This window comes from Haloarcula onubensis (genome assembly GCF_031624605.1).
GTDB lineage: Archaea > Halobacteriota > Halobacteria > Halobacteriales > Haloarculaceae > Haloarcula > Haloarcula onubensis.
Window position 1 is genome coordinate 92,083 of the sequence record NZ_JAMQOS010000005.1, and the last position, 22,901, is coordinate 114,983.

At 68.5% G+C, this 22,901-nt stretch carries 25 protein-coding genes and 1 tRNA gene; 18 read left to right on the plus strand and 8 right to left on the minus strand.

Translation table 11 applies throughout. From position 1 onward, the window contains the following. Nucleotides 1–127: 127 nt before the first annotated feature. Nucleotides 128–1,498 (minus strand): cytochrome P450, encoded by a 1,371-nt coding sequence (locus NDI86_RS15035; RefSeq protein WP_310901258.1) that lies wholly within the window; start codon nucleotides 1,496–1,498, stop codon nucleotides 128–130. Between NDI86_RS15035 and NDI86_RS15040 the strand changes: the two genes are divergently transcribed. The 3 genes from NDI86_RS15040 to NDI86_RS15050 all read left to right on the plus strand — a co-directional run bounded on the left by NDI86_RS15040 (nucleotide 1,489) and on the right by NDI86_RS15050 (nucleotide 4,937). Next, a complete protein-coding gene (locus NDI86_RS15040) occupies nucleotides 1,489–2,397 on the plus strand; it encodes a sulfite exporter TauE/SafE family protein (protein WP_310901259.1) in 909 nt (302 codons plus the stop codon). The two genes, NDI86_RS15035 and NDI86_RS15040, sit on opposite strands and share 10 nt — an antisense overlap. Nucleotides 2,398–2,464: 67 nt before the next feature. Next, on the plus strand, nucleotides 2,465–4,081 hold the full coding sequence (locus NDI86_RS15045; protein ID WP_310901260.1) for a DUF255 domain-containing protein: 1,617 nt from the start codon (nucleotides 2,465–2,467) through the stop codon (nucleotides 4,079–4,081). 49 nt (nucleotides 4,082–4,130) lie between these two features. Further along, entirely contained in the window at nucleotides 4,131–4,937 is an 807-nt protein-coding gene (locus tag NDI86_RS15050; protein ID WP_310901261.1) for a TrmB family transcriptional regulator, read from the plus strand. A 19-nt stretch (nucleotides 4,938–4,956) separates the two neighbouring features. On the opposite strand, the gene mptA is transcribed toward NDI86_RS15050, so the two are convergent. From mptA to ahbB, 3 genes are all read right to left on the minus strand, one after another. Continuing rightward, on the minus strand, nucleotides 4,957–5,901 hold the full coding sequence (gene mptA / locus NDI86_RS15055; RefSeq protein ID WP_310901262.1) for a GTP cyclohydrolase MptA: 945 nt from the start codon (nucleotides 5,899–5,901) through the stop codon (nucleotides 4,957–4,959). 93 nt (nucleotides 5,902–5,994) lie between these two features. Then, nucleotides 5,995–6,585 (minus strand): response regulator, encoded by a 591-nt coding sequence (locus tag NDI86_RS15060; protein WP_310901263.1) that lies wholly within the window; start codon nucleotides 6,583–6,585, stop codon nucleotides 5,995–5,997. 158 nt (nucleotides 6,586–6,743) lie between these two features. After that, nucleotides 6,744–7,781 carry a siroheme decarboxylase subunit beta gene (gene ahbB, locus NDI86_RS15065; protein WP_310901264.1) on the minus strand — a complete coding sequence of 346 codons (1,038 nt, stop codon included), beginning with the start codon at nucleotides 7,779–7,781 and terminating at the stop codon, nucleotides 6,744–6,746. A gap of 109 nt (nucleotides 7,782–7,890) precedes the next feature. Here ahbB and NDI86_RS15070 point away from each other — a divergent pair, with 109 nt between their 5' ends. The 4 genes from NDI86_RS15070 to NDI86_RS15085 all read left to right on the plus strand — a co-directional run bounded on the left by NDI86_RS15070 (nucleotide 7,891) and on the right by NDI86_RS15085 (nucleotide 11,786). Beyond that, nucleotides 7,891–8,976, plus strand: a complete 1,086-nt coding sequence (locus tag NDI86_RS15070) for an anthranilate phosphoribosyltransferase (RefSeq protein ID WP_310901265.1) — start codon at nucleotides 7,891–7,893, stop codon at nucleotides 8,974–8,976. An 84-nt stretch (nucleotides 8,977–9,060) separates the two neighbouring features. Continuing rightward, the gene (locus NDI86_RS15075) at nucleotides 9,061–10,083 is read left to right on the plus strand and encodes a S1C family serine protease (protein ID WP_310901266.1); all 1,023 of its coding nucleotides are present in this window, start codon (nucleotides 9,061–9,063) and stop codon (nucleotides 10,081–10,083) included. A 71-nt stretch (nucleotides 10,084–10,154) separates the two neighbouring features. Next, the gene (locus NDI86_RS15080; RefSeq protein WP_310901267.1) at nucleotides 10,155–11,078 is read left to right on the plus strand and encodes an alpha/beta fold hydrolase; all 924 of its coding nucleotides are present in this window, start codon (nucleotides 10,155–10,157) and stop codon (nucleotides 11,076–11,078) included. Nucleotides 11,079–11,237: 159 nt separating this feature from the next. Then, entirely contained in the window at nucleotides 11,238–11,786 is a 549-nt protein-coding gene (locus tag NDI86_RS15085) for a peptidylprolyl isomerase (RefSeq protein ID WP_310901268.1), read from the plus strand. On the opposite strand, the gene NDI86_RS15090 is transcribed toward NDI86_RS15085, so the two are convergent. After that, complete coding sequence (locus NDI86_RS15090; protein ID WP_310901269.1) at nucleotides 11,783–14,107, minus strand: amino acid permease; 2,325 nt, start codon at nucleotides 14,105–14,107, stop codon at nucleotides 11,783–11,785. The genes NDI86_RS15085 and NDI86_RS15090 overlap by 4 nt on opposite strands. Before the next feature lie 126 nt (nucleotides 14,108–14,233). Between NDI86_RS15090 and NDI86_RS15095 the strand changes: the two genes are divergently transcribed. The 5 genes from NDI86_RS15095 (at nucleotide 14,234) to NDI86_RS15115 (ending at nucleotide 16,398) form a co-directional block, all read left to right on the plus strand. Continuing rightward, on the plus strand, nucleotides 14,234–15,010 hold the full coding sequence (locus tag NDI86_RS15095; RefSeq protein WP_310901270.1) for an MOSC domain-containing protein: 777 nt from the start codon (nucleotides 14,234–14,236) through the stop codon (nucleotides 15,008–15,010). A gap of 51 nt (nucleotides 15,011–15,061) precedes the next feature. Beyond that, nucleotides 15,062–15,403: a ferredoxin gene (locus NDI86_RS15100; protein ID WP_310901271.1), complete on the plus strand. Its 342-nt coding sequence runs from the start codon at nucleotides 15,062–15,064 to the stop codon at nucleotides 15,401–15,403. Nucleotides 15,404–15,514: 111 nt separating this feature from the next. Then, nucleotides 15,515–15,599 (plus strand) — tRNA-Leu (locus tag NDI86_RS15105). A gap of 47 nt (nucleotides 15,600–15,646) precedes the next feature. Beyond that, nucleotides 15,647–15,823 carry a DUF8036 family membrane protein gene (locus NDI86_RS15110; protein ID WP_310901272.1) on the plus strand — a complete coding sequence of 59 codons (177 nt, stop codon included), beginning with the start codon at nucleotides 15,647–15,649 and terminating at the stop codon, nucleotides 15,821–15,823. Between the two features lie 62 nt (nucleotides 15,824–15,885). Continuing rightward, the gene (locus NDI86_RS15115) at nucleotides 15,886–16,398 is read left to right on the plus strand and encodes a DUF5813 family protein (RefSeq protein ID WP_310901273.1); all 513 of its coding nucleotides are present in this window, start codon (nucleotides 15,886–15,888) and stop codon (nucleotides 16,396–16,398) included. 341 nt (nucleotides 16,399–16,739) lie between these two features. Here the strand turns inward: NDI86_RS15115 and NDI86_RS15120 are convergent, their stop codons facing one another. Together NDI86_RS15120 and NDI86_RS15125 are read right to left on the minus strand one after the other, a co-directional pair. Further along, on the minus strand, nucleotides 16,740–16,970 hold the full coding sequence (locus NDI86_RS15120) for an Lrp/AsnC family transcriptional regulator (protein WP_310901274.1): 231 nt from the start codon (nucleotides 16,968–16,970) through the stop codon (nucleotides 16,740–16,742). A gap of 2 nt (nucleotides 16,971–16,972) precedes the next feature. Continuing rightward, a complete protein-coding gene (locus NDI86_RS15125) occupies nucleotides 16,973–17,659 on the minus strand; it encodes a potassium channel family protein (protein WP_310901275.1) in 687 nt (228 codons plus the stop codon). A 142-nt stretch (nucleotides 17,660–17,801) separates the two neighbouring features. Between NDI86_RS15125 and NDI86_RS15130 the strand changes: the two genes are divergently transcribed. Further along, nucleotides 17,802–18,032, plus strand: coding sequence for an Lrp/AsnC ligand binding domain-containing protein (locus NDI86_RS15130; protein WP_310901276.1), 231 nt, complete (start codon nucleotides 17,802–17,804; stop codon nucleotides 18,030–18,032). Between the two features lie 62 nt (nucleotides 18,033–18,094). Continuing rightward, nucleotides 18,095–18,412: a DUF7991 family protein gene (locus NDI86_RS15135; protein ID WP_310901277.1), complete on the plus strand. Its 318-nt coding sequence runs from the start codon at nucleotides 18,095–18,097 to the stop codon at nucleotides 18,410–18,412. Here NDI86_RS15135 and tmk read toward each other — a convergent pair. Beyond that, a complete protein-coding gene (gene tmk, locus NDI86_RS15140; RefSeq protein WP_310901278.1) occupies nucleotides 18,409–18,996 on the minus strand; it encodes a dTMP kinase in 588 nt (195 codons plus the stop codon). The genes NDI86_RS15135 and tmk overlap by 4 nt on opposite strands. Nucleotides 18,997–19,163: 167 nt before the next feature. Here tmk and NDI86_RS15145 point away from each other — a divergent pair, with 167 nt between their 5' ends. The 4 genes from NDI86_RS15145 (at nucleotide 19,164) to cofC (ending at nucleotide 22,864) form a co-directional block, all read left to right on the plus strand. Then, nucleotides 19,164–20,066: a complex I NDUFA9 subunit family protein gene (locus NDI86_RS15145; RefSeq protein ID WP_310901279.1), complete on the plus strand. Its 903-nt coding sequence runs from the start codon at nucleotides 19,164–19,166 to the stop codon at nucleotides 20,064–20,066. 242 nt (nucleotides 20,067–20,308) lie between these two features. Next, entirely contained in the window at nucleotides 20,309–21,490 is a 1,182-nt protein-coding gene (locus NDI86_RS15150; RefSeq protein ID WP_310901280.1) for a tubulin/FtsZ family protein, read from the plus strand. Beyond that, nucleotides 21,468–22,253: a hypothetical protein gene (locus NDI86_RS15155; RefSeq protein WP_310901281.1), complete on the plus strand. Its 786-nt coding sequence runs from the start codon at nucleotides 21,468–21,470 to the stop codon at nucleotides 22,251–22,253. The genes NDI86_RS15150 and NDI86_RS15155 overlap by 23 nt, the downstream gene beginning before the upstream one ends. Beyond that, on the plus strand, nucleotides 22,253–22,864 hold the full coding sequence (cofC, locus tag NDI86_RS15160) for a 2-phospho-L-lactate guanylyltransferase (protein ID WP_310901282.1): 612 nt from the start codon (nucleotides 22,253–22,255) through the stop codon (nucleotides 22,862–22,864). The genes NDI86_RS15155 and cofC overlap by 1 nt, the downstream gene beginning before the upstream one ends. Nucleotides 22,865–22,901 lie beyond the last annotated feature (37 nt).

Genomic DNA, 22,901 nt, shown 5'->3' on the forward strand with positions numbered 1-22,901 from the left:
ACCGCGAGCAGGGAGGCGTGAGCGTAGTGAACGCCTCGGAACGGCACAGCGGTGGCCGAAGGGAACCGCGAGCAGCGAGATGTCTCACTATGTTCGACATCTCGAAGAAGCGCAGCGCCGACCAGCACTACCGCTCGTGGACCCGAACGTCGACGGCTTCGGTCGGCGAGAGCGTAATCCGCATCGCGAGGTCGAGCGGCGGTTCGGTGACGGTCTCGAAGCGGTAGCGCCCCGCCAGCGTCGCGATGGCGAGTTTCGCCTCCATCCGGGCAAAGCGCATCCCGATGCAGTGGCGGGGGCCGCCGCCGAAGGGGTAGTAGGCGTAGTCCGGGAGTTGCGCCTCGAAGGAGTCGGTCCAGCGCTCGGGGCGGAAGGCGTCGGGGTCGTCGTACCACCGTTCGTCACGGTGGACCAGCCACTGGGGAATCGTCAACTGGGCGTCGGGCGCGATGTCGTAGCCCCCGAGCGTCACGGGCCGGGTCGGCTGGCGGAAGGTGGTAAAGGCGGGCGGGTAGAGCCGCAACACCTCGGTCAGCACGTCGTCGAGGTAGGGCAACTCGAAGAGGTCCTCGGGTGTCGGGTCGGCGTCGCCCAGCACCGAGTCGAGTTCCTCGTGGAGTTTTCGCTGGCGCTCGGGGTGGCGACCGAGCAGGAACCACGCGTACGTCAGGGTCAGCGCCGTCGTGTCGTGGCCCGCCACCAGGAAGGTCAGTAGCTGGTGGCCCAGCCGCTTCCGGCTCATCGTCTCGTCGTCGAGCGAGAGGAGCAACGACAACACGTCGTCGCGGGCCTCCCGGTCGGCGGCGCTCTCGGCCCGGCGCTCGGCGATGATGTCGTCGAGCGTCGCCTCGAAGTTCGCGCGGGCCGACCGCACGCGGCGGTTCGTCGGCGTCGGTACCGAAAGCGGGACGTACGCCGACAGCGACCGGGGGTCCAGTCGCTCCCGGAGCGCCGACAGCAGCGGCTCCAGGGCGTCGGCGGTGCGGTCGATGTCCACGTCCAGCAGCGTCTTCCCGAGCACGCGGAGGGTGTACTCTCGCATCTCCGGCAGCACGTCGACGCGCTCGCCGTCGGTCCAGCCGTCGCCGGTCGCCGCTGCGAAGTCGGTCATCGACTCGCCGTAGGCGGCTATCTTCTCGCGGTAGAAGGCGGGCTGCAGTGCCGTGCGCTGTTCCTTCCACTCCTCGCCTTCCAGCAGGAACAGGCCCTCGCCGATGTACTCCCCGAGCGAGCGCTGGAGCAGCGCCCCCTTCTCGTAGCTCCCCTCGTCGGTGACGAGTATCCGCTCGACGAGGTCCGGATGAGTGACGAAGTAGCCGGTCGTCCCCGCGACGTTGTAGCCGACCACGTCGGCGTCCATCGCCCCCACGCGGTCGTAGAAGGCCAGTGGGTCACGCAGCATCGAGAGCGTGTTGTCGAGGACGGGGACCCGGCCCGGCCGCGGGGGCTCGTCGTCGGGCGTCACGGGCCCGGGATGGTTCACCTCCTGTGTTGCCATTGCCCCGAGTTCGGCGCGCGGACAGTTCGGTCTTTCGTCGGCAACGGCGTGGCCGGCGACAGCAACTGTTAGGACGGTGCTCCCGGAAGTCACCTCAGCGACCGATGCCCGGACCCGAGACGCTCCTCGTGCTCGCACTCGTGGGCGCCGCCGGCGGCGTCGTCGGCGGTATCGGCGGCCCCGGCGGCATCCCGGTCATCCTCACGCTGAACGCGGTGGTGGCGCTGTCGTCGCCGGTGGCGGCCGCCACGGCGAGTCTGGTCTTCGTCGTGGCGACGCTGTCGGCCACCGGACTGTATCGCTACAGCGACGGCATCGCGTGGGGTCTGGCGGCGCTGGTCGCCGTCCCGGCGGTGCTTGGCACCCACCTGGGGACGCGGCTGGCGCCGACGCTGTCGGTCGCCCGCTTCGAGACCGTGCTGGCCGGCACGCTCCTGCTCGCCGTGGTCGGTATCGTCTACCGACAGCGGCGGACCGACGGCCCGGCCGCGAGCGGGTCGCCGGTCCCGACCGCTCCAGGGGACCGCGCCGAACGCTGGCGGACGACGGGCAGAGTCGGCCTCGTCGGTCTCGGGAGCCTCTGTGTGGGCGTCGCGGCCGGTATCACCGGCATCGGCGGCCCGGCGCTGACCGTCCCGCTCATGCTCGTCGCGGGCATCGCGCCCGTCACCGCCATCGGCGCGGGGCTGGCAAGCGGCGTCCTCATCACGGTCAACGCGACGGCCGGCCACGCGGTACAGGGGACGACGCCGGCGCTCGTCCCGGCGCTGGTGGTCGGCGTTCCCTACGTCCTCGCGCAGGTGCTGGGCTGGCGGTACGTCCACAGCGTCTCCGAGCGGACCGTCGCCTACACCGTCGCCGCCGTCGCGGTGGTCGGCGTCGTCGTCATCGTCGTCTGAGACTGCGGGGGAGACGCCGCCCGCGCCAGAGGACAGCCCCTATGTGTACCCGTCACCGACAGCCGGTATGGACGAGTTCGCGGCGGACACGAAAGTGGAGTGGCGCGAGTGGGGGCCCGAGGCGTTCCAGCGGGCCGCCGGGAGCGGCAAGCCGCTCCTGCTCTCGCTTTCGGTGCCCTGGAGCCCGGAGTGTCGGGCGATGGACCGTGGGGTCTTTGGCGAGCCACGCATCGCGGCCAACGTCAACGACGGGTTCGTCCCCGTCCGGGTGGACGCCGACCGGAACCCGCTTGTCCGTGAGCGCTACACCATGGGCGGGTTCCCGTCGACGGTGTTCCTGACGCCGGCCGGCGAGGTCATCAGCGGCGCGACCTTCCTGGGACCGAACGGCTTTCGCGGCATCCTCGACTCGGTGCGCGAATCCTGGGACGCCAAGGGGACGGCGGCGGGGTCGGTGCCGCGCCAGCTACAGGACGAGGCGCCGCCGGCGGGCGACCTGCGCCCGCGCATCGAGGAGCACATGGTAGAGCAGTTGCTGGGGTCGTTCGACGAGGAGTTCGGCGGCTGGGGAGCAGACGTCAAGTTCCCGCTCGCCCGGACCATCGAGTTCGCGCTGGTCCGGGCGCGCGACCAGGCCACCCGCACACTCGAAGCCGTCCAGACCCACCTGCTCGACACGTACGACGGCGGCTTCTATCGCTACGCGACGGGGCGGGACTGGTCGAACCCGCGCCGGGAGAAACTCCTAGACGAGAACGCCGCTCTGGTGCGGGCCTTTGCCCACGGCTACCGCTACACCGGTACCGAAGCCTACCGGGACACGGCGATGCGGACCGTGGAGTATCTGACGACCGACCTCTGGACCGGCGACGCCTTCGCGGGCAGCCAGGCCGGCGACGACGACTACTACGAGGCGAGTGCGACGGGCCGGGAGGACGCCGACGCGCCGTACGTCGATACGACCGTCTTCGCCGACCGGAACGGCCTCGCTATCGACGGGCTGCTGTGGGCCCACGCCTACACGGACGACGAGCGGGCCCGGCGTTACGCCGAGCGCGCGAGAGAGTACGTCACGACCGAACTCGTCGACGGGCACGGCGCAGTGATTCACGACGACGCCCCCGACGGCCACCGCGGGCTGCTCGCCGACCAGGCCGGCCTGCTCCAGGGGCTGACGACCAGTTGGCAGGTGCTGGGGGAGGGCGGCCCCGCCGAGGCCGTCGCCGACTGGACGATAGAACACCGCCAGCAAGCGAGCGGCGCGTTCCGCGACGGCCCCGACGAGGGGGCGGGGCTCTGTGGCCGGTCGCTGCATCCGCTCGACTCGACGGTGGAACTGGCCGACGCGCTCGTCGACCTGGCCGCGCTGACCGGCGACGATAGCTATCGCGCCGTTGCCACCCAGGCCGTGGAGTCCTTCGCGGGCGCGGCCGAACGGATGGGCGTCGAGGTGGCCGGCTACGCGGCCGTCGCCGCCCGCCTGCAGGACCCCCAGCGACTCGTCGTCGGTACCGACGCCGGGACGGACCTCCACCGGGCGGCGCTCCGGCTTGCCGACCACGAGACGACCGTGGTGCCCGACCCCGACGGTGACGGGGTCGCCCGGCGCTACGAGGGTGGGACGGTCACCGCCGAGGGCGCGACGCCGCGGGAACTCGACACGGCGCTGACCGGCGGCGCGTGAAACAGTAAACAGCCGATTAGTTTTTGTTCGTCCGCTGAGAGGCGGGCGTATGGCAAGCCTGCGAGACCTGGGGCTCTCGGAGTACGAGGCCCGCGCGTTCCGGTCGCTGCTTTCGACCGGACCGACGACGGCCAAGGAGCTGTCCCGGGCCAGCGACGTGCCGATGGGACGCATCTACGACGTGCTCAACAGCTTAGAGACCTACCGGCTGGTGCGCAGCCAGACCGCGAGCCGGCCGAAGAAGTACGTCGCCGTCGAGCCCGAGACGGCGCTGGACCGGCTTTTGGACGACAAGAAGGAGGAACTCGAAGCGAAAGCCCAGCAGTACGAGGACATCGTCTCGGAGCTGGGCGACCAGCTTGAGGCGGGCGACCACGTCGACGAGCCGTTCTGGACCGCCGCCGTCGGGCCCGAGGAGACGCTGAACCTGCTTCTGGAGCGGCTGGCCGCGGCCGACGACCGTATCGTCGTCGCCGGCTCGCCGCCCGCCCAGCAACTGGACATCGTCGAGGCGACCGAGCGCGTCGTCGACGAACTGGTCCGCGCGCTCGAACGCGGCGTCGAGGTCTCCCTGCTGGTCGAACGCGACCTCTTCGAGCGGCTCCCCGAGGGCGCCAACCGAGCCTACTACCAGCGACTCTCGGCCTACGAGAACTACAGCGCCCGCTACAGCGAGCGCGTCTCGACGACGTTCGAACTCATCGACGACGCCGAGGTCTGCATCGAGGTCCCCCACCCGCTGGGGCGGGACGAGACGTTCGGCGTCGTCGACCTGAAAGACCCGTCCTTCACCGCCGACGTCAGCGAGGCCTTCGACGACCACTGGGCCGAGGCCACGCCGGTCGGACCGCCCTGAGAACCGCCGACGGTCCGTCTCAGTCGTCGGCCAGCTGTTCCTGCTCGACCTCGGCCCGGAGGTCTTCCAGCTTCGCGATACGCTCGGCGTGGGCGTTGTGCTGGTGGATGGACTCGTCGTTGGACTGCTCCATGTAGACGACGGCGTCGTCGGGCAGGTCCGGGAAGTGGTCGACGACCCCCTCGGCCAGCGCGCGGACGCAGTCCTCGACGAACTTCGCGTCCTTGTGGGCCTCGAAGGTCATGTGGTCCTCGTCGGGCCGTTTCGCGAGGTTGTAGATGCGGGCGCTCATCGAGTCGCGGGCCACCTCGATGAGTTCGTTCAGGTCGACCTCTGGAGTCCCCTCGCTCTCGACGGTGAGCGTCGCGTGACCACGCTGGGAGTGACCGGCCTGGGGCATCTTCTGCAGGAACTCGTCGATGACCTCGCTATCGACGGCCATGCTCTGGAGGGTCTCGCGGGCCCGCGCGGCGGACATCCCCTGCGAGCAGGGGCAGACGGTCATGCCCGTCACCTGCGCGCCTATCTCCTCGCTGGTGCCGTCCTCGGTCGCCGTCGCCGAGGCGATGATGGTCGCCGTCGACTGGGTCGCCATCTCGCTCTCGGGGGTCAGCTCGTGGGTGACGTAGTCGGCTTCCATCCGCACTTCGGCCTTCGTCGTGTAGTCGTGTTTCTCCAGGAGCAGTTCGGCGGCGTCGCCACAGACGTCCTCGACCCGGTAGGCCTCCTCGGAGACTGCCGTCTCCAGCGTCTCGTCGATGACCTCCATGTTACGGGACATGTCTGCGCCCTTGCGCCAGGAGGGGAGGTCGACGAACACTTCGAACTCCGCCATGAGCACGATCGGGTCCCGGTCGCGCCGGCCCAGTTTGACGAGTTTCTCGACACCGGTGACACCGACGCGGTTGAGACCGACCGTCACGTCCGGACTCGACGCCTGCACGTCCGGGAGTTGCTGACTCATTGACCCCGCTAGGGACGAGACTCGGTTATTGCTTTCGGAACATAGAGGCCGACGAATAGGCCGATATTGCCGGCCCGGTCGGCGACCGGTGGCTCAGTCGGCGGTCGGGGGGTCCGGCCGGTCGACGTCCCGGAACGCCCGGTCGAAGTCCGTCGGGTCGAAGTCGGCCACCAGGTCCGACAGCGCCGCTTCGGCCGTCTCGATGTCCGCTTCGAGCTCGCTGAACCGGTCGCTCTCGGCCAGTTCTCCGAGGGTCTTGCTCTGGATGAGGGCGGCCCGCTTCGCCGTCAGCGCGTAGTACTCCCTGAGCTGTTCGTCGTAGGTCAGACACCGGACGAGGTGGGCGACCGTCCCCAGCAGCGCCCCCTCGGTGACCGGCTTCTGGACGTAGTCGTCGAAGGGCATCTCGATGATGTCGAAGTCGGCCTCCTCGCCGGTCACCATCGCGACGCGCGTCTCCAGGCCCCGCTCGCGGATTTCCGCGAGGACCTCGCTGCCCGAGAGCTTCGGCATCCGCCGGTCCAGCAACACGATGTCGACCGACGGCGAGAGCGCCGACAGCGCCGCGGGCCCGCTGTAGACCGTCTCGACGTCGTACGTCCCCGTCAGTTGCGATGCGTACGTCTCCGCCACGTCGGCGTCGTCGTCGACGACGAGTATCCGAGCCCCCCCAGGTTCTGACATTGTCTCGACTTACAGGAGGCGCAAAGATAACAAAAGAGTTGTGGCAATTAACACAGCGTGAAACTCCCCGCTCGGGCGTGTTCGACTCGCACAGACGCCCGTGACGGTCGCGAGTCGCTCGGGCTCCGTGGCGGCGCTGCCCGCCGGCGCCCGCGCCGTTACTCCCCGACGATGTCGTCGTACCGCGCCCCGGTCTGTTTCAGCGTCTCGGTCGAGTACAGCCGGTCGTGGTCGACCGGGAGATACGCCGTCGCCAGCTCGTCTATCTTCTCGTCGACGGCGTCGGCGTCCCGGCCGTGAATCATCGTGAAGAGGTTGTAGGGCCAGTCCTGCTCGGGCCGGCGCGGCCGGTGGTAACACAGCGTGACGTAGGGGAGTTCACCGACGCGCTCGCCCCACTCGTCGAGCCGGTCGTCGGGGACGTCCCAGACGACCATGCAGTTGTTGTCGAACCCGGTGGTGATGTGGTTGACGACACAGCCGATGCGCTTGATGCAGCCGTCCGCCCGCAGGCGCTCGATGGCCGCGAGCACGTCGTCCACGTCGGCGTCGATGCCGGCCGCGATGTCGCGGTAGGGCGTCGCCGACAGGGGGAACCCGGCCTGTATCGAAAGCAGGAGCCGGCGGTCGAGGTCGGAGAAGTCGGCGGTGGCGTCCTCGCTGATGCGGGTCGCGCTGGCGTCGGTGCCCTCGATAGATTCCCGTGCAAATCTATCGCTGTTGACCACCGGAAACTCGAGGTCGATGTAGTAGTCGGTCAGCATCGGGAGCACGAGCACCGAACAGCCGGTCCGGGCCTCGATGTCGGCCAGGATTTCGTCGCGTCTCTCGCGGGAGCCGGCGGTGACCACGAACCACATGTTCCACTCGTTGTCGCGGGCGTAGTTGTGGTTCACCTGCCGGTAGCCGTTGATTACCTCGGCCACGTCCTCGAAGCGCTCCTCGGGCGCCGACACCGCGGCCAGCGTCGAGGAGCCGATGACCGGCGGGTTCAACACGGCGCCAAAGCGCCGGAAGATACCGGCCTCGCGGAGTCGCTCGACCCGCTCGAGTGCCTCGCCGGCCGGAACGCCCAGGTGTTCGCCTACCGCTTCGAAGGGGCGTTCCCGAACCGGGAAGTCGCTCTGGAACTCGTCGATGAGCGCGGCGTCGACGTCGTCGATGCGGTCCCGCCACTCACCCGACCGGAGGCTCATTGGTCGGCGTTAGGAGTGAACGGGTGTATCGTTTTCGGGAGCGCGCCGTGTTCTCGCGCCGTGGGAACGAAGCGGAGGGGCTTTGAAACCGCAGTCCTAACCGCGCAGCATGGCACAAGCGACCCGCGAGTACGGTGACTGGCCGCTGAAACGGCTGATGACCGACGTCGTCGGTTCGGGCCACAAGTCCGCCGACGACATGACCCGCGAGCAGGCCCGGGAGGCGTTCCAGCGCATCCTCGACGGCGAGCCCGACCACACGACACTTGGCGCGTTCTGGCTCGCCAACCGCTGGAAGCGCAACACGCCCGAGGAACTGGGCGCCTACGTCGACGTGATGGCCGAGGAGTCGGTCGTCACCGCCGAACCCGACGCCGACCCGGTCGACTGCGGCGCCAACTACGACGGCAAGGGCCGCTCCGCGATTCTCGGCGTCGCCGCCGGCCTCGTCGCCGCCGCCGCGGGCACGCCCGTGGTCGTCCACTCGGGCGACCGCGTCCCGACACAGAAGCAGGACGCCTACAAGCACGTGCTGGACGAACTGGGCGTCCGCACCGAACTCGACCCCGCCGAGAGCGCAGAGATGGTCGACGACGTGGGTTTTGGCTTCTACTACCAGCCCGCGTTCAACCCCGGCATCGACGCCCTGTTCGACCGCCGCGACAACATGGGCGTGCGCTCGTTCGTCAACACCGTCGAGACGCTCGCCAACCCCGCCGGTGCGAGTGTCCACCTGGGCAGCTTCTACCACCTCCCGTTCGCGAAGAAGATGGTCCGCACCCTCCTCGAATCCGAGACCACGAGCCTCGACCGCGCGCTGTTCTTCCAGGGGATGGAGGGGTACGACGACGTGCGCCCCGGCGAGACCATCGTCGCCGAGTGGCCGGTCACGGGCGCGGAGAGCGACGACGAGGACATCGCCGACTTCGAGATTCGCACGGGCGAGTACGGCATGGACGTGACCAGCGACGACCTCGCCGTCGACGACGTGGCCGGCGAGTCGGCCGAGATTACGGAGGCCGTCCTGACCGGCGAGCGCACCGACGGCTTCGCCGACGCCGTCGCCCTCAACGCCGCCCTGCGCATCTACGCCCGCGGGGACGCCGACAGCATCGAAGACGGCCTCGCTACCGCCCGCGAGGCTATCCAGGACGGCAGCGCGGCCGACGCGCTCGAGGCGCTCCGGGCGTTCTGAGCGCCGAACCACTTTTATAGCAGTAGCAATTACCTCGGGTGAGTCTTGCTGGCAGGGGACAGCCCCTGCACGGCGGACCCCGTGATGTCAGAAACCCCAACCATCAAGCAACTGTACGAACAGCGTATCCCGTCGGTCGTCTCGGTGTACGTCACCGACGACGGGCAGTCGAACGGACGGGGCGGTGCCGGCTCCGGCTTCGTCTACGACGACGAGCACGTCGTCACGAACCAGCACGTCGTCGGCGACACCGACTACGTCGAACTCCGGTTCCACGACGGCGAGTGGCGGACCGGCGCCGTCGTGGGCACCGACCGTTACACGGACCTCGCCGTGGTCCACGTGTCGAACCTGCCCGCCGACGCGACGCCGCTCCCGGTGGCGGAGACGAATCCCGACCCGGGTGAGCGCGTCGCGGCCATCGGCAACCCGATGGGCCTGGACGGGACCATCACCGTGGGCTACGTCAGCGGGACGAACCGGTCCAATCCCACGGGGACCGGCTTCACGATTCCCGAGACGATTCAGACCGACGCAGCGGTCAACCCCGGCAACAGCGGCGGGCCGCTGCTGACACTGGACGGCACCGTCGTCGGCGTCAACCGCGCCAAGGGCGGCGACAGCATCGGCTTCGCCATCGCGCCGGTCATCGTCGAGCGCGTCGTTCCCGACCTCGTCGCGGACGGCGCGTTCCGATCGGCCTACCTCAACGTCCGAACCATCGACGTCTCCCCGACCGTCGCGGAGGCCAACCGCTTCGAGGACACGGGCGGTGTCCTCGTCGTCGACGCGGGGCCGGAGTCGAGCGCGACGCTCCGCGGCTGTAACCGGACCGTCCGGGTCAGGGGGCGCGATGTCCCCGTGGGCGGCGACGTCATCGTCGGCGTCGCGGGCCGGACGGTGCGCTCGACGGAGGAACTGACGAGCTACCTGCTGACCGAGACCGCGCCGGGCGACAGCGTCGACCTGACGGTTCGGCGCGACGGCCGGGAGTTCACCGACAGCGTGACGCTTGGCGAACGGCCTACACCGGAGTCCCGCTCGTGGGACGCCGGTCGCGGGCGGCGCGGCTCGCGGCGACGCGGGCCGCTGGCCGACGCTCGCTGAGCGTGGCGGCCGGTCGTCGGCACCACCGTCGGGACAGAACCCACTTTCCTCTCGGGCCCGAACGACGACTGATGCCCCGGTCAGACACCGAAGCCGACTGGACGGCCCCGGTCGCGGACGACCCGTGGACCCACGACACCGTCTCCGCGAACGGCGTCCGACTCCACGCCGTCACCGCCGGCCCCGAGGACGGCGACCTGGTCGTCCTCCTGCATGGCTTCCCCGAGTTCTGGTACTCCTGGCGCCATCAGATTCCGCCGCTGGCCGAGGCGGGCTATCGGGTGGTCGCGCCGGACATGCGTGGCTACAACCGCTCGGAGAAACCCTCGGGGGTCGACGCCTACCACATCGACGAACTGGTCAGCGACGTGGCGGGGGTGGTCCACGCCTTCGACCGCGAGTCGGCCCATATCGTCGGCCACGACTGGGGCGGGCTGGTCGCCTGGCAGACGGCCATCGACCGGCCCGGCTTGGTCGACCGGCTGGCAGTGCTGAACGCGCCCCACCCCACGAAGTACGAGCGGACGCTGCGCTCGAACCCGGCGCAACTCGCCAAATCGTGGTACGTCGGCTTCTTCCAGCTCCCGGAACTGCCCGAGCGGGCGCTGGGCGCGATGGACTACGAGGCCATCGAACGGCTGCTCGGTGAGGGGACGGTCCGGCCCGACGCCTTCTCGGAGCGGGACATCGAACGCTACAAGACGGCCCTCGACCGGCCCGGCGCCCGCACCGCGGCGCTCAACTACTACCGAGCGCTCGCCCGACGGAACGCGAAGCTGACGCTGACCCGGGGCGGCGTCGGCGACCTGCCGGTGCGAGCGCCGACGCTGCTGGTCTGGGGCGAGCAGGACGCGGCGCTCGACGTCTCCTTGACCGAGGGACTACGGGAGTGGGTCCCGGACATCCGGGTCGAGCGGCTCCCCGACGCCAGCCACTGGGTGCAGTTCGACGCACCCCAGCGGGTGAACGAACTGCTACTCGAGCACCTCGATTGAGCGAACAGCCCACACTCCGGCCCGCGAGGCGACGTGTGGGACTCCCGCGACCCGCCTCGCGGTCCGCGGTCAGGTCATAGCGGGCCTGCTCCCGTCCCCGTACAAGAACCCTCGGCGCCAGTGGGCAGGCTTTTCCCCGCCGGTGCCCTCCGGCCGGGTATGAGCGACCTGACAGCGACGCTCCACACCACGGAGGGCGACATCGAAGTCGAACTGTACGACGAGCGCGTTCCGAACACCGTCGAGGCCTTCGTCGGCCACGCCGAGGGCGCCGACGACTACGAGGGGACCGAGGTCGGTCCCGGCACCGGCGCGTGGGAAGACCCCGACAGCGGCGAGAAGCGCATCGACCCGCTCTACTCGGACATCGAGATTCACCGCATCATCGACGACTTCATGATTCAGATGGGCGACCCGACCGGCACCGGTCGCGGCGGCCCGGGGTACACCTTCGACGACGAGTTCCACGACGACCTGACCCACGACGGCGCGGGCAAACTCAGCATGGCAAACCGCGGCCCGAACACCAACGGCTCGCAGTTCTTCATCACTCTGGGCGCCCAGCCCCACCTCGACGGCAAGCACGCCGTCTTCGGCGAAGTCGTCGATGGCATGGACGTCGTCGAGGAAATCGGGAACGCCGACACGGACATGAACGACGCGCCGACGACGCCGATTCTGCTCGAATCCGTCGAGATTCACCGCTAGTCGGCGCTTCTGGGGGTCCCGCCGGAAGTGGACGCCTGCCGCGGAAACCGCTTTCTGAGGTACCGGACCACGGGGAACAGCCGTTCGTTCAGCTGTCCCCTGACGCCCGTCTCGCTCGCGTACACCAGGACGGGCACGTCCCGCTCGGTCGCCAGCCGCACTACCTCGTCGGGCGTGCTGCCGAACAGTGCCTGTTTGAGCCACCGGTCTCGCGAGGCGCCGACGACGAGGACGCCGCCGTTGTCCGCGGCCGTCTCGACGAGTCCGCTGGCGACGGAGTCGGCGAAGACGTTGGTCACTGAGGTCTCCTCGACGCCCGCGAGTGCGTCCAGTGTCGTCCCGGCCATCTCGTCGGTGCCGCGCTCGCTCGAGGAGACGTTGATGAGATGCAGGTCGCTCCCCTCGCGACCGAGTCGGTCGACCAGCGGCAGTAACGCCTCGTGATGTGGCCCCCCGCCGGCGCCGATGTTGATGGTCGAGAGGTCGTCGGCGCTGACCGTCCTGTCGGCGAAGAAGAGCCCACACGGCGCCTCGTGTTCGACGGTCTCGGTCACGTCCTGGTGGCGTTCCGGGTACCCCATCAGAATCAGGTCGACGTCGTCCTCGCGGGCCGTCTGGACGATATCGAACGCGACGTCGCGGCAGGTGTGGCCCTCGACGACGTAGTCGACGTCGAGGTCGGCACTCGAGAGTTCGTCCTCGATGCGCTCCGTGCGGGCGGCGGCGGTGTCCTGTACCGTCTCCCACGGGGTCTGGTCGGGCACCTGCGTGACGGTGAGCACGTGGACGAGGGGCTCCTCGTCGGCGGCGGTGGCGAGGCGCTCGGCGAGACGGACGTACCGGAGCGCCCGGTCGGGTCTGGCGACGGGCACGAGTACGCGGTAGCGTTCTGTGGCAGCCTCCGTGGCCGCCGTCTCCGGGCTCGGCTCGGCGCCGGGGACGACCTCCTGAAACAGCTCCTCGCGGCGGGGGGCCCCGCCCCAGGCCACGTACCCGACCACGAGGGCGGCGGTCAGGACGAGGCCGGTGACGACGCCGTCGACCGGGAGGTTATAGATGAGGCCGAGGTTCGCCAGCACGCCCACGACCGGGACCACCGGCACGCCGGGGACGCTGAACCCGCGTTCGATATCCGGAAACCGTCGTCGCGAGACGATGAGCGCGACGTTGACGACGGCCAGCGGCATGAGGAGGTTCAGCGTGGCAAACCCCGTCAGCGCCGTGAGTCCGAGGTTGAGTCCCAGCGAGGCGCCCAGCCCGCCCTCCGCGGGGAACAGGCCGATGAAGGCGGTGATGAGGAGTACGATGAACGCCGTCGCGGTGGCGACGCTCCAGAACGGCGTCCCGTACTCCCGGTGGATGCGGGAGAACCGCCGGGGGGCCTGTCCCTGTCGGCCCATCAGCGAGCCGATGGAACTGGCGGCGAGGATAGAGGCGTTCGAGGCCGACACCATCGAGAAGATGGCGCCGGCGACGATGAGCGACCGGCCGATACTGCCCAGGAAGCCAGCGGCGACTTCCCCCATCGCCGTCTCGCCCTGTCGGGCGATGACTTCCGGCGGCACCGGCGAGTTCACCATCGCGACGATGACGAAGGCGTACAGAATCGTGACGGTGACCATGCTCGCGGCGATGGCCCGCGGCACCGTCTTCTGGGGTTCGATTATCTCGCCGGCGCTGGCCGCGATGGCCGAGAAGCCAAAGAACGTGATGAAAGCGAGCGCGGAGATAGTGAGGATGTCGACCGCCCCTCCGGTGAAGCTGGTCGCGAACTCCGTCACCGCCGTCGATGGCCCGCGGAAGGCCAGCGCGCCGCCGATAAAGGCAAAGAGGACGGCGACTTTCGCGCCGGTGACGAGAAGCTGGAAGCCGCCGCTCTCCTCGGTGCCGCGGGCGTTGAGCACGCCCAGGAGCACCGCCGCGATGACGCCGGTGGTCCCGTGGGGGAGGACGTGCAGCCACTCCGGCAGGACGAACTCGAAGAACCACTCGTCCATCGTCGCCAGGTAGAACGCCGTCGTCCCGGTGTAGCCAAGGAACAGCGACATCCCGATGGCGTAGGTCAACAGGTCGCGGTCCTCGAAGGTCCGCGAACAGAAGAGGTAGCCGCCGCCGTTCTCGGAGTAGATGGAGGCAAACTCCGAGTAGGCGGCCGCGGTGACGCCCGCGATGAGCGCCGCGATGACGAAGGCGACGACCGCACTCGAGCCGATGGCGGCGACGGCCGTCCCCGACAGCGAGAAGATACCGGCGGCTATCATCGTCCCGAGTCCGATAGCGAAGGCTATCTTGAAATCCAGCGTCCGTGTGTGCTCGACCATCTCTCGTCATACTCTGCGTGGGGCGTTGGTAATGCTGTCGCTCTGTCAGTTTGACAGGGGGCCTGTCACGCGGACTCTGCAGGCGGTGCACAACGGCTTTGTCGCCGCCTGACCTGCCCCCGTACAGTGGCACATATCGACCGACTCACGGTCTATCCGGTGAAGGGGCTGGACCGCCTCGACGTCGACCGGTCGCGGGTGCTCCCCGGCGGGACGCTCGAACACGACCGGGAGTTCGCGCTACTCGACGCCGACGGCGAGCGGGTCAACGCCAAGCAGTCCGGCCGCTTTCACGCGCTTTCGACGGCCTACGACCCGGAGACGGTCACGCTGCGTGTCGCCTCGCCCGAGCGTCGCGAGTTCGCACTCGACACCGAGAGCAGTCGCGCCGAGGCGGCGGCGTGGCTCGCCGACGCGCTCGGCCTCGACGGCGACTTGCGCCTCGACCACAGCCCCGACCTCGGTCACGTCGACCGCCAGTCGATGGGTCCGTCGGTCGTCAGCACCGCGACCCTCGAGACGGTCGCCGACTGGTTCGAGGGCGTGACCGTCGACGGCGCGCGCCGACGGTTGCGCGCGAACATCGAGGTCGGCGGCGTCCCGGCGTTCTGGGAGGACCGCTTCGTCGGCGCGGACGCGCCCGCGTTCCGGGCCGGCGACGTGCGCATCGAGGGCGTCACTCCCTGTGGCCGCTGTGTCGTCCCCTCGCGGGACCCCGACTCCGGCGAGCCCACCCCCGAGTTCCGCGAGCGGTTCGTCCGGCGCCGCCGCGAGACGTTCCCCGACTGGGCCGACCCCGAGGCCTTCGACCACTTCTACACGATGATGCTCATCGCCCGCGTCCCCGAGGCCGACCGCGGAGCGACCATCAGTGTGGGTGACGACGTCGAAATCGTCGCCTGAGTCCCTGCGGGAACCGACAGCGGAAAGACCATCCGCTCTCTACGGACTGCCATGACAGAGGCCGACGACCCCGTCGACCCCAGCGAGTTCGGGGAGCAGAACGCGCCGCCGGTCGAGGACAAACCCTACAAGATAATCTTCGAGGCCAACAAGTGCTTCGGCGCTGGCAAGTGCGCCGAGGTGTCGAGCAACTGGTCGCTGGACCTCGATACCGGCATCGCCAAGCCCAACGCCTACTTCTTCGGCGAGGACGAACTCGACCAGAACGTCGAAGCGGCCGATATCTGCCCGGCGAAGAAGGGTCGGGGCGTCATCCACGTCGTCGACCGCCGCACGAACGAGGAGGTTGCCCCCGACCCGGACGGCGACGGCAGCCTCTCGGTCGACTGGTAGCACTGCCGGCTGTCCCTTCGCGCAGCGACACGTCACCGTGTGACCGCTCACACGGTTCCAGTCGACGGTAACCGAAACCCGTTTTCCCTCGCAGTGTGCAGGGTGAGATGCGCGAGGGTAGCCGAGCTTGGCCAAAGGCGGTGGGCTTAAGACCCGCTCCCGTAGGGGTCCGCGCGTTCAAATCGCGTCCCTCGCACTCTCAGACCGCGAGCGACGGCCATCTCGAACCGGGGGAAGGCGCCGATGACGCTCGGCTCTATCGTGTTCGCGACGTTCCTGCTGGCAGAGAACGCCGTCGCGCTCTACTTCTACTTCAACGCGCCGGCGGGCATGCCGCCGCTGGCCGTCGAGGTGATGGCCGTCCTGCAGGTGCTGGAGGCCATCGGCATCGCCGCGCCGAGCTACGTCACCTGGAAGTAACGAGCGGCCGCCACTCAGAGAAGACGACGCGTTTTTGCGGGCCAGCGACCTATCAGCGGCTAATGACAGAGGTTCCCGACGCCGTCACAGACGTGTTCGACGCCCGCGAGACGTTCGTGCCTAGCGCCAACGGCTACGTGGTCGAGACGACGAGTTTCGAGGGCCACGTCACCGCGAGCGAGGGCGAGGCCTGGCGCACCGACTACGAGGTCACCGTTCGAGCGCCGACGCTCCAGGCCGCGACGGCCGACGATGTCGGCCCCGCCGTCCGCGAGGGCTGGCTCGACACGCTGGACCGGCGACTGGAAGACGCCCCCAAGGCCACCCGCGTCGCCGTCGACCTGGACGAGTACACGGTCGAGGCGGACGACGAGGAAGTCGTCGTCACCTACCGCTTCAGCCTGGGCGGCGAGCGCGAGGCCGCCGACGTGGCCAAGACGTTCGTCGAGTACGTCGAGGGGACCTACGTCGAGGGTATCGTCCCCGGCTACGACTACGTCGGCGTCGTCGCCGACCTCATGAACTCGGCGAGCACGGGCGGCAGTGAGGGGTCTCGCGGCGGGACGCCGTTGTAGTGGGTGTGGCGGCCGCGGGACGAGCAGTCGAATCCTCGTGGACGTATCCGGACGGTAGCGGCAGCGGTGGCCGGGAGTCGCCTCCGTGCGACGACTCGGGGAAGGGCAGGCCTCCAAAGAGGGTGTAGCGTGGAGGAGCATCCGCGGCCCCTGGCCGCGTGTTCGACCGCGGCGCGCGGACTACGGCACGCCTCCGGCGTGCGACGGGAGCACGCCGCGATTTTCCCCCACGTTCGTCAGAGCAAAGCTCTGACACAGCCCATCAGAAATCGAAGATTTCTGAGGACGTTTTTGCCCGAACGAGGTCGCGAAGCGACCGAGTGAGGTGCAAAAAGCGCTCGCTAGTCCATCGCGATGTACGTCTGCGTGGACTCGACGCCCTCGATGTCCTGGATGTGCGTGGCGGCGACGTCTTTGACGGCCGCCGGGCTCTCGACGCTCACCTTGGCGATGAGGTCGACGTCGCCGGCGACGATGTGGGCCTCGGTGACGCCGTCGATGGCACTGATCTCGTCTCGCAGCCGGTCGGCGTCGCCGGTGTGGGCCTTGACCATGACGTAGGCGGTGACCATCCTCAGGCACCTCCCAGGGCCTTTGCCGGGCCACTCTCACCCACGACGATGCTCCGGACGTCGGCGAGGGTGTCGAAGTCGGCCAGGACGACGAGGTGGTCGCCCGCTTCGAGCGTCTCGTCGAGGTCCGGCGTCGTCAGCGGCGCGTCGCCTTTCCCGTGGGCCATGAGCCTGGTGTTTGCGGGCAGTTCGAGTTCGGAGAGCGAGTAGCCTTTCATCGGTGCGGAGTCGGTGATAGTGAACTCGACGAGCTGGAGGTGCTGGGCGATGTCGGCGATGGCGCGGATGTTCCCGCCCAGTAGCGCGTTCTTCGCGGCGATGGCCCCGAGCCGCTCGGGGTAGATGACCTCGTCGACCTCGGAGGCGTAGCGCCGGTAGATGTTCTCGCGGTAGTCCTCGTCGATGCGCATGACGGTGCGACAGCCGTGCTCCTTGGCTATCATGCAGGCGACGAAGTTGTCGTTCAGGTCGCCGGTGAGCGCGCCGAGGGCGTCCGCCTCGTCCAGGTCGGCCGATTCGAGCGTCTGCTCGAGGGCGCCATCGCCGGAGATGACATCGAAGCCGGCGGCCCGCGCCCGCTCGGTGGCGCCCTCGTCGCGCTCTATGAGTGTGACGTCGTGGCCACTCTCTCGCAGTACCCGTGCGGTCCGCAGTCCCACACGGCCGGCACCCACGATAACGTATAGCATAGACGGCAGTACGCAACGGGGACGAATAAAAGTACACCCCGCTGTCCCGTGCCGCCCGGTGGGGCGCTCCCCGAGTGACCCTGACAGCCGAAGCAACCGCTCGCGCGAACGTTTTTGACACTGTGGTACGTCATACCACAGTATGGCATCCGCGTTCATCATGATAAAGACGGTCGCGGGCAAGTCCGAGGACCTGCTCGCCGCCGTCCGGGATTCGGAGGGAATCACGGAGGCACACATCGTCGCGGGGCAGTACGACATCATCGCCGAGGCCACCGGTGAGGAGGTGTACGACGTGATGCAGTCGGTGTCGACGCGGGTCAGGGACCTGGAGGGGGTCGCCGACACGCGAACGTACATCTGCCTGGAGTAGGCGCCGTCTCACCAGGCGTCCCGTTCCGACACGGCAAAGACGCTCGACCCGTTATCTGGGGTATGGTCAGCGTCGTCGGACTCGCCGGATTGCTCGTCATCGTGCTGCTGAACAGCGCCGTGACGGCACTCATGACGCGCTTCTTCCGGGTGCGACTGAACACGCGGTGGGGCGGGTTCGTCTACTCGGTGTTGCTCTGTCCGGTCGCGATGTTCGTCGTGTTCATGCTGTTTGCCATCCTGGGCTTTGGCGCCGGACTGGGGCTCAGCAACGTCGCCGCGGTGGGCGCGGCGATACTGCTGCCGCTCGCGCTCGGGATGACCTTCGACTACGTCTGGATGCCCTCGCCCGACGAGGTCGACCTGCCCACCTCCACCTAGTCGCGAATCGCGTCCAGAACCCGCTCGTAGACGGTATCAGGCTCCTGCGTGGCGTCGACCTGGACGAACCGGTCGGGGTCGGCGTCGACGAGTCGTTCGTAGTTCGCTCGCACGTCGGCGAGGTAGTCGGCCGTCTCGAACTTGTTCGTGGCGCCGCTGCGACGGGCGGCCGTCTCCGGGTCGAGGTCCAGATACACCGTCCGGTCCGGCGGCCGGGTCCAGGGTTCGTGGACCCGCTGGACGTAGGCGAGTGGGTCCTCGAAGTGGTCGCTGTCGCCCAGCGTGGCGCCCTGATAGGCGTATCTGGAGTCCGAGTAGCGGTCGGAGACGACTAGCTTCCCGTCCTCGAGGGCGGGCCGGACAGTGTCGGCCAGGTGGGCGGCGTGGTCCGCGGTGTACAGAAAGAGTTCCGCCAGCGAGTCGGCGTCGTCGTCCTCGATAGAGCGCATGACGGCGTCGCCGTACCAGCTATCCGTGGGTTCGCGAGTGAATACAGCGTCGTTCGGCAGGGCGTCGTCGGCCCGCAGCCGTTCCCACACCGTCGTCTTGCCGCTGCCGTCGAGTCCCTCCAGCGTCACGAGCATACCGGCCCGTGGATGGCCGGGTACGTAAGCGCGCCGAACCCCGGTACGCGTCTCCCGGTGACCGCCCCATCGGAGTCGACGACACCGGAACAAGACTGCAGCAGTCAGCGTTCGCCCCCAACTGGTTTCGCCCTATCTTTACGTTCGTTCGGCGGGAAGGAACTGCTATGGACGTACTCGTAGTCGGCGGGAGTGGTTTCGTTGGACAGCACCTCTGCCGGGAACTCGACGACCGCGGCCACGACGTGACCGCCCTGTCACGCAACCCCCACGAGGCGGCGCTGCCCGACGGCGTCACCCGCAGGGAAGGTGACGTGACCGACTACGACAGCATCGAGGGCGCTTTCGAGGGTCGGGACGCCGTCGTTTTCCTCCCCGCGCTCTCCCCGCTGTTCAAGCCCGACGGCGGCGACGAGATGCACGAGGTGGTCCACCTCGGCGGGACCGAGAACTGCGTCAGGGCCGCCGAGGAACACGGCGTCGACCGCTTCCTCCAGATGAGCGCGCTCGGCGCGGACCCGAACGGCGCGACCCACTACCTCCGCGCGAAGGGGGACGCCGAAGGCGTCGTGAAGAACTCCGACCTCGACTGGGTCGTCTTCCGCCCGTCGGTCGTCTTCGGTGACGGCGGCGAGTTCGTCTACTTCACCAAGCGACTCAAGCAGATTTTCGCCCCCGCCGTGCCGCTGTATCCGCTCCCCGGCGGCGGCAAAAAGGCCCACTTCCAGCTCATCTGGGTCGACGACCTCGTGCCGATGCTCGCCGACGCCCTGGAGGGCGAAGAACACGTCGGCCAGATCTACGAGGTCGGCGGCCCCGAGACCCTGAGTCTCCGAGAGGCGACGGAACTGGTGTTCGAGGCCGAAGGCAAGTCCATCACTATCGTGCCGCTGCCGATGCCGCTGGCGAAAATCGGCCTCCCCGTGCTTGGCTCACTGGGCTTTCCGATGGGGAGCGACCAGTACGAAGGGCTGGACTTCGACAACACCCCGACGACCAACGACGTCGAGGCGTTCGGTCGCGACCCCGCATCCTTGCGGTCGTTCCGCTCGTATCTGGGCGTCGCGTAGGTGCCTGCATTGTCAGGGCAGATAACCGCCACCGCCGTTCCTGTCGACGGCCGCTACCGTCCGAACTCGACCCGAACGGGCGGGAACCGACCGCAGGCCTCCGCTGGGGGCCGCTCAAGATTTGCACCGGGTGGGGATGTCAGGGCACTTTTATTTCTGGAGCGAACTTTCATCACTGAGATTTGGGCAAAAAACTTATACGGGTATTCCTACTTAGGCCTTTTAACTGGAGAACCATATCAATGAAACTCGCGATGATCGGCTTCGGGCAGGCCGGTGGCAAAATCGTGGACAAATTCCTCGAGTACGACGAGAAGACGGGCTCGGGAATCGTCCGCTCGGCCGTGGCCGTCAACACGGCCAAGGCCGACCTGCTGGGGCTAGAACACATTCCGGAGGAGAATCGGGTGCTCATCGGACAGGCACGGGTCAAGGGTCACGGCGTGGGCGCCGACAACGAACTCGGCGCCGAAATCGCCGAGGAGGACATCGACGAGGTCCAGGGGGCCATCGACAACATCCCCGTCCACGAGGTCGACGCGTTCCTGGTCATCGCCGGCCTGGGCGGCGGGACCGGTTCGGGCGGCTCGCCGGTCGTCGCGAAACACCTCAAACGCATCTACACCGAGCCGGTCTACGGGCTCGGCGTCCTGCCCGGCAGCGACGAGGGCGGCATCTACACGCTCAACGCCGCCCGGTCGTTCCAGACGTTCGTCCGCGAGGTGGACAACCTCATGGTGTTCGACAACGACGCCTGGCGCCAGACCGGCGAGTCCGTCGAGGGCGGCTACGACCACATCAACGAGGAAATCGTCCGCCGCTTTGGCGTCCTCTTTGGCGCCGGCGAGGTCGAGGCCGGCGACAACATCGCCGAGAGCGTCGTCGACTCCTCCGAGATTATCAACACGCTCGACGGGGGCGGCGTCTCTACTGTGGGGTACGCCTCCGAGGACGTCGAGGTCAGCTCCGGCGGCGGCGGGCTGCTCTCGCGGTTCAAGGGCGACAGCGGCGGCGACGACGGCATCGACACGGCCAACACCACCAACCGCATCACCTCGCTGGTCCGGAAGGCCGCGCTGGGGCGGCTGACGCTGCCCTGTGAAATCGAGGGCACCGAGCGTGCTCTCCTCGTGATGGCCGGCCCGCCGAAACACCTCAACCGGAAGGGCATCGAGCGCGGTCGCAAGTGGCTCGAAGAGCAGACCGGCTCGATGGAAGTGCGTGGCGGGGACTACCCGACCAACGCTCCGAAGGTCGCCGCCTCCATCCTGCTGGCCGGCGTCCACAACGTCCCCCGAATCAAGGAGCTCCAGCAGGTCGCCATCGAAGCCCAGGACAACATCGACGATATCCGCCAGGAAAGCGAAGATAACTTAGAGAACTTGGTTGAAGACGATGAGGATGAACTCGATCCCCTGTTCTAGGGCGACTGCTGCGCTGCTCTGTATCGTGGGACTGCTCGCCGTCGCGGGAACGGCCGGTGCGTTCACCCTCTCGACGGACGGCAGTGTACCGAACGAGACCGCTGTCGGCGACGAGGTGACCGTCACGTACGTCATCGACGACCCGTACACGGGCCCGCCAAGCGAGTACACGCTCCGGGGCGAGACCCAGCTCGAGGACGTCAGCTGGACCGTCGAGGTGCTCGACCGCGGGAACGTCGTCTACGACGAGACCTACGGGACCCAGTCGTTCAACCAGAGCATGGACGGCGAGGGAGACCAGGACGGTGACGAGGTCCGCATCGTCCTCGAAGGCACCGCTCCGGCCGTCGAGAACTACACGTACGAACCACGGGAGAACTACACCGTCGCCACGCTCTCGCGGGTGACCGGGAGCAACGAGAACGAGTTCCGCACCGACTCGGCGCACCACTACACGAACCAGAGTCGTGAAGCCCGGGACGCTATCGACGCCGCCGGCGCGGCCATCCAGGAGGCCGGCGGCAACAGCGAGGCCGAGGGGCTCCGCCAGAACGCCATCTCCGCTTACGAGAACGGCAACTTCGGGAACGCTATCGACCTCGCGAACCAGGCTCAGAACTCGGCCCAGCAGGCCCAGCAGAGCCAGCAGACCACCCAGACGCTGCTGTACGCGGCTGGGGCGGTCGTCCTCCTGCTCCTGCTCGGTGGTGGGGGGTACTACCTCTACAGCCAGTCACAAGAGGACGACTACAGCAAGCTGTAATGCGACTCGTCGTCCCCGTCTCGGGGTCCGACCCGAAAACCCGCCTCTCCTCCGTTCTCAGGCCCGACGAGCGCCGCGAGTTCACCGAAGCCATGCTCGCGGACGTGCTGGACGCGCTCGAGACGGCCGGCCACAGCCCCCGGGTCGTCGCGACGGCGCCAGTCGCGTGTGACGCACCTGTCACTGTCGACGACCGGGGGCTCGACTCGCTCGTCAACGACCTGCTCGCGGAGACGGACGGCGAGCTGGCCGTGGTGATGGCCGACCTCCCGCTGCTCACCGCCGACGCCGTCGCCCGCCTGTTCGCCCCGGACGCCGATGTCGTGCTGGCGCCGGGACTGGGCGGCGGGACGAACGCCTTCGTCAGCCGCCACCCCGACTTCCGGGTAGACTACCACGGCGCGTCGATTCGGGACCACCGCCGCGTGGCCCGCGACGTGGGAGCGGCCGTCGCCGAGGTCGATTCCCGTCTGCTGGCGACGGACGTCGACGAGCCCGGTGACCTGGCGGAGGTCCTGCTCCACAGCGACGGAGCCGCTGCCGACTGGCTCCGGGACGCCGGCTTCGAACTGGCCGTCGACGAGGGCCGCGTCACCGTCGACCGGCCCTGACCCATCCGAGACGCTTACGGTTCTCTGGCCCGAACGC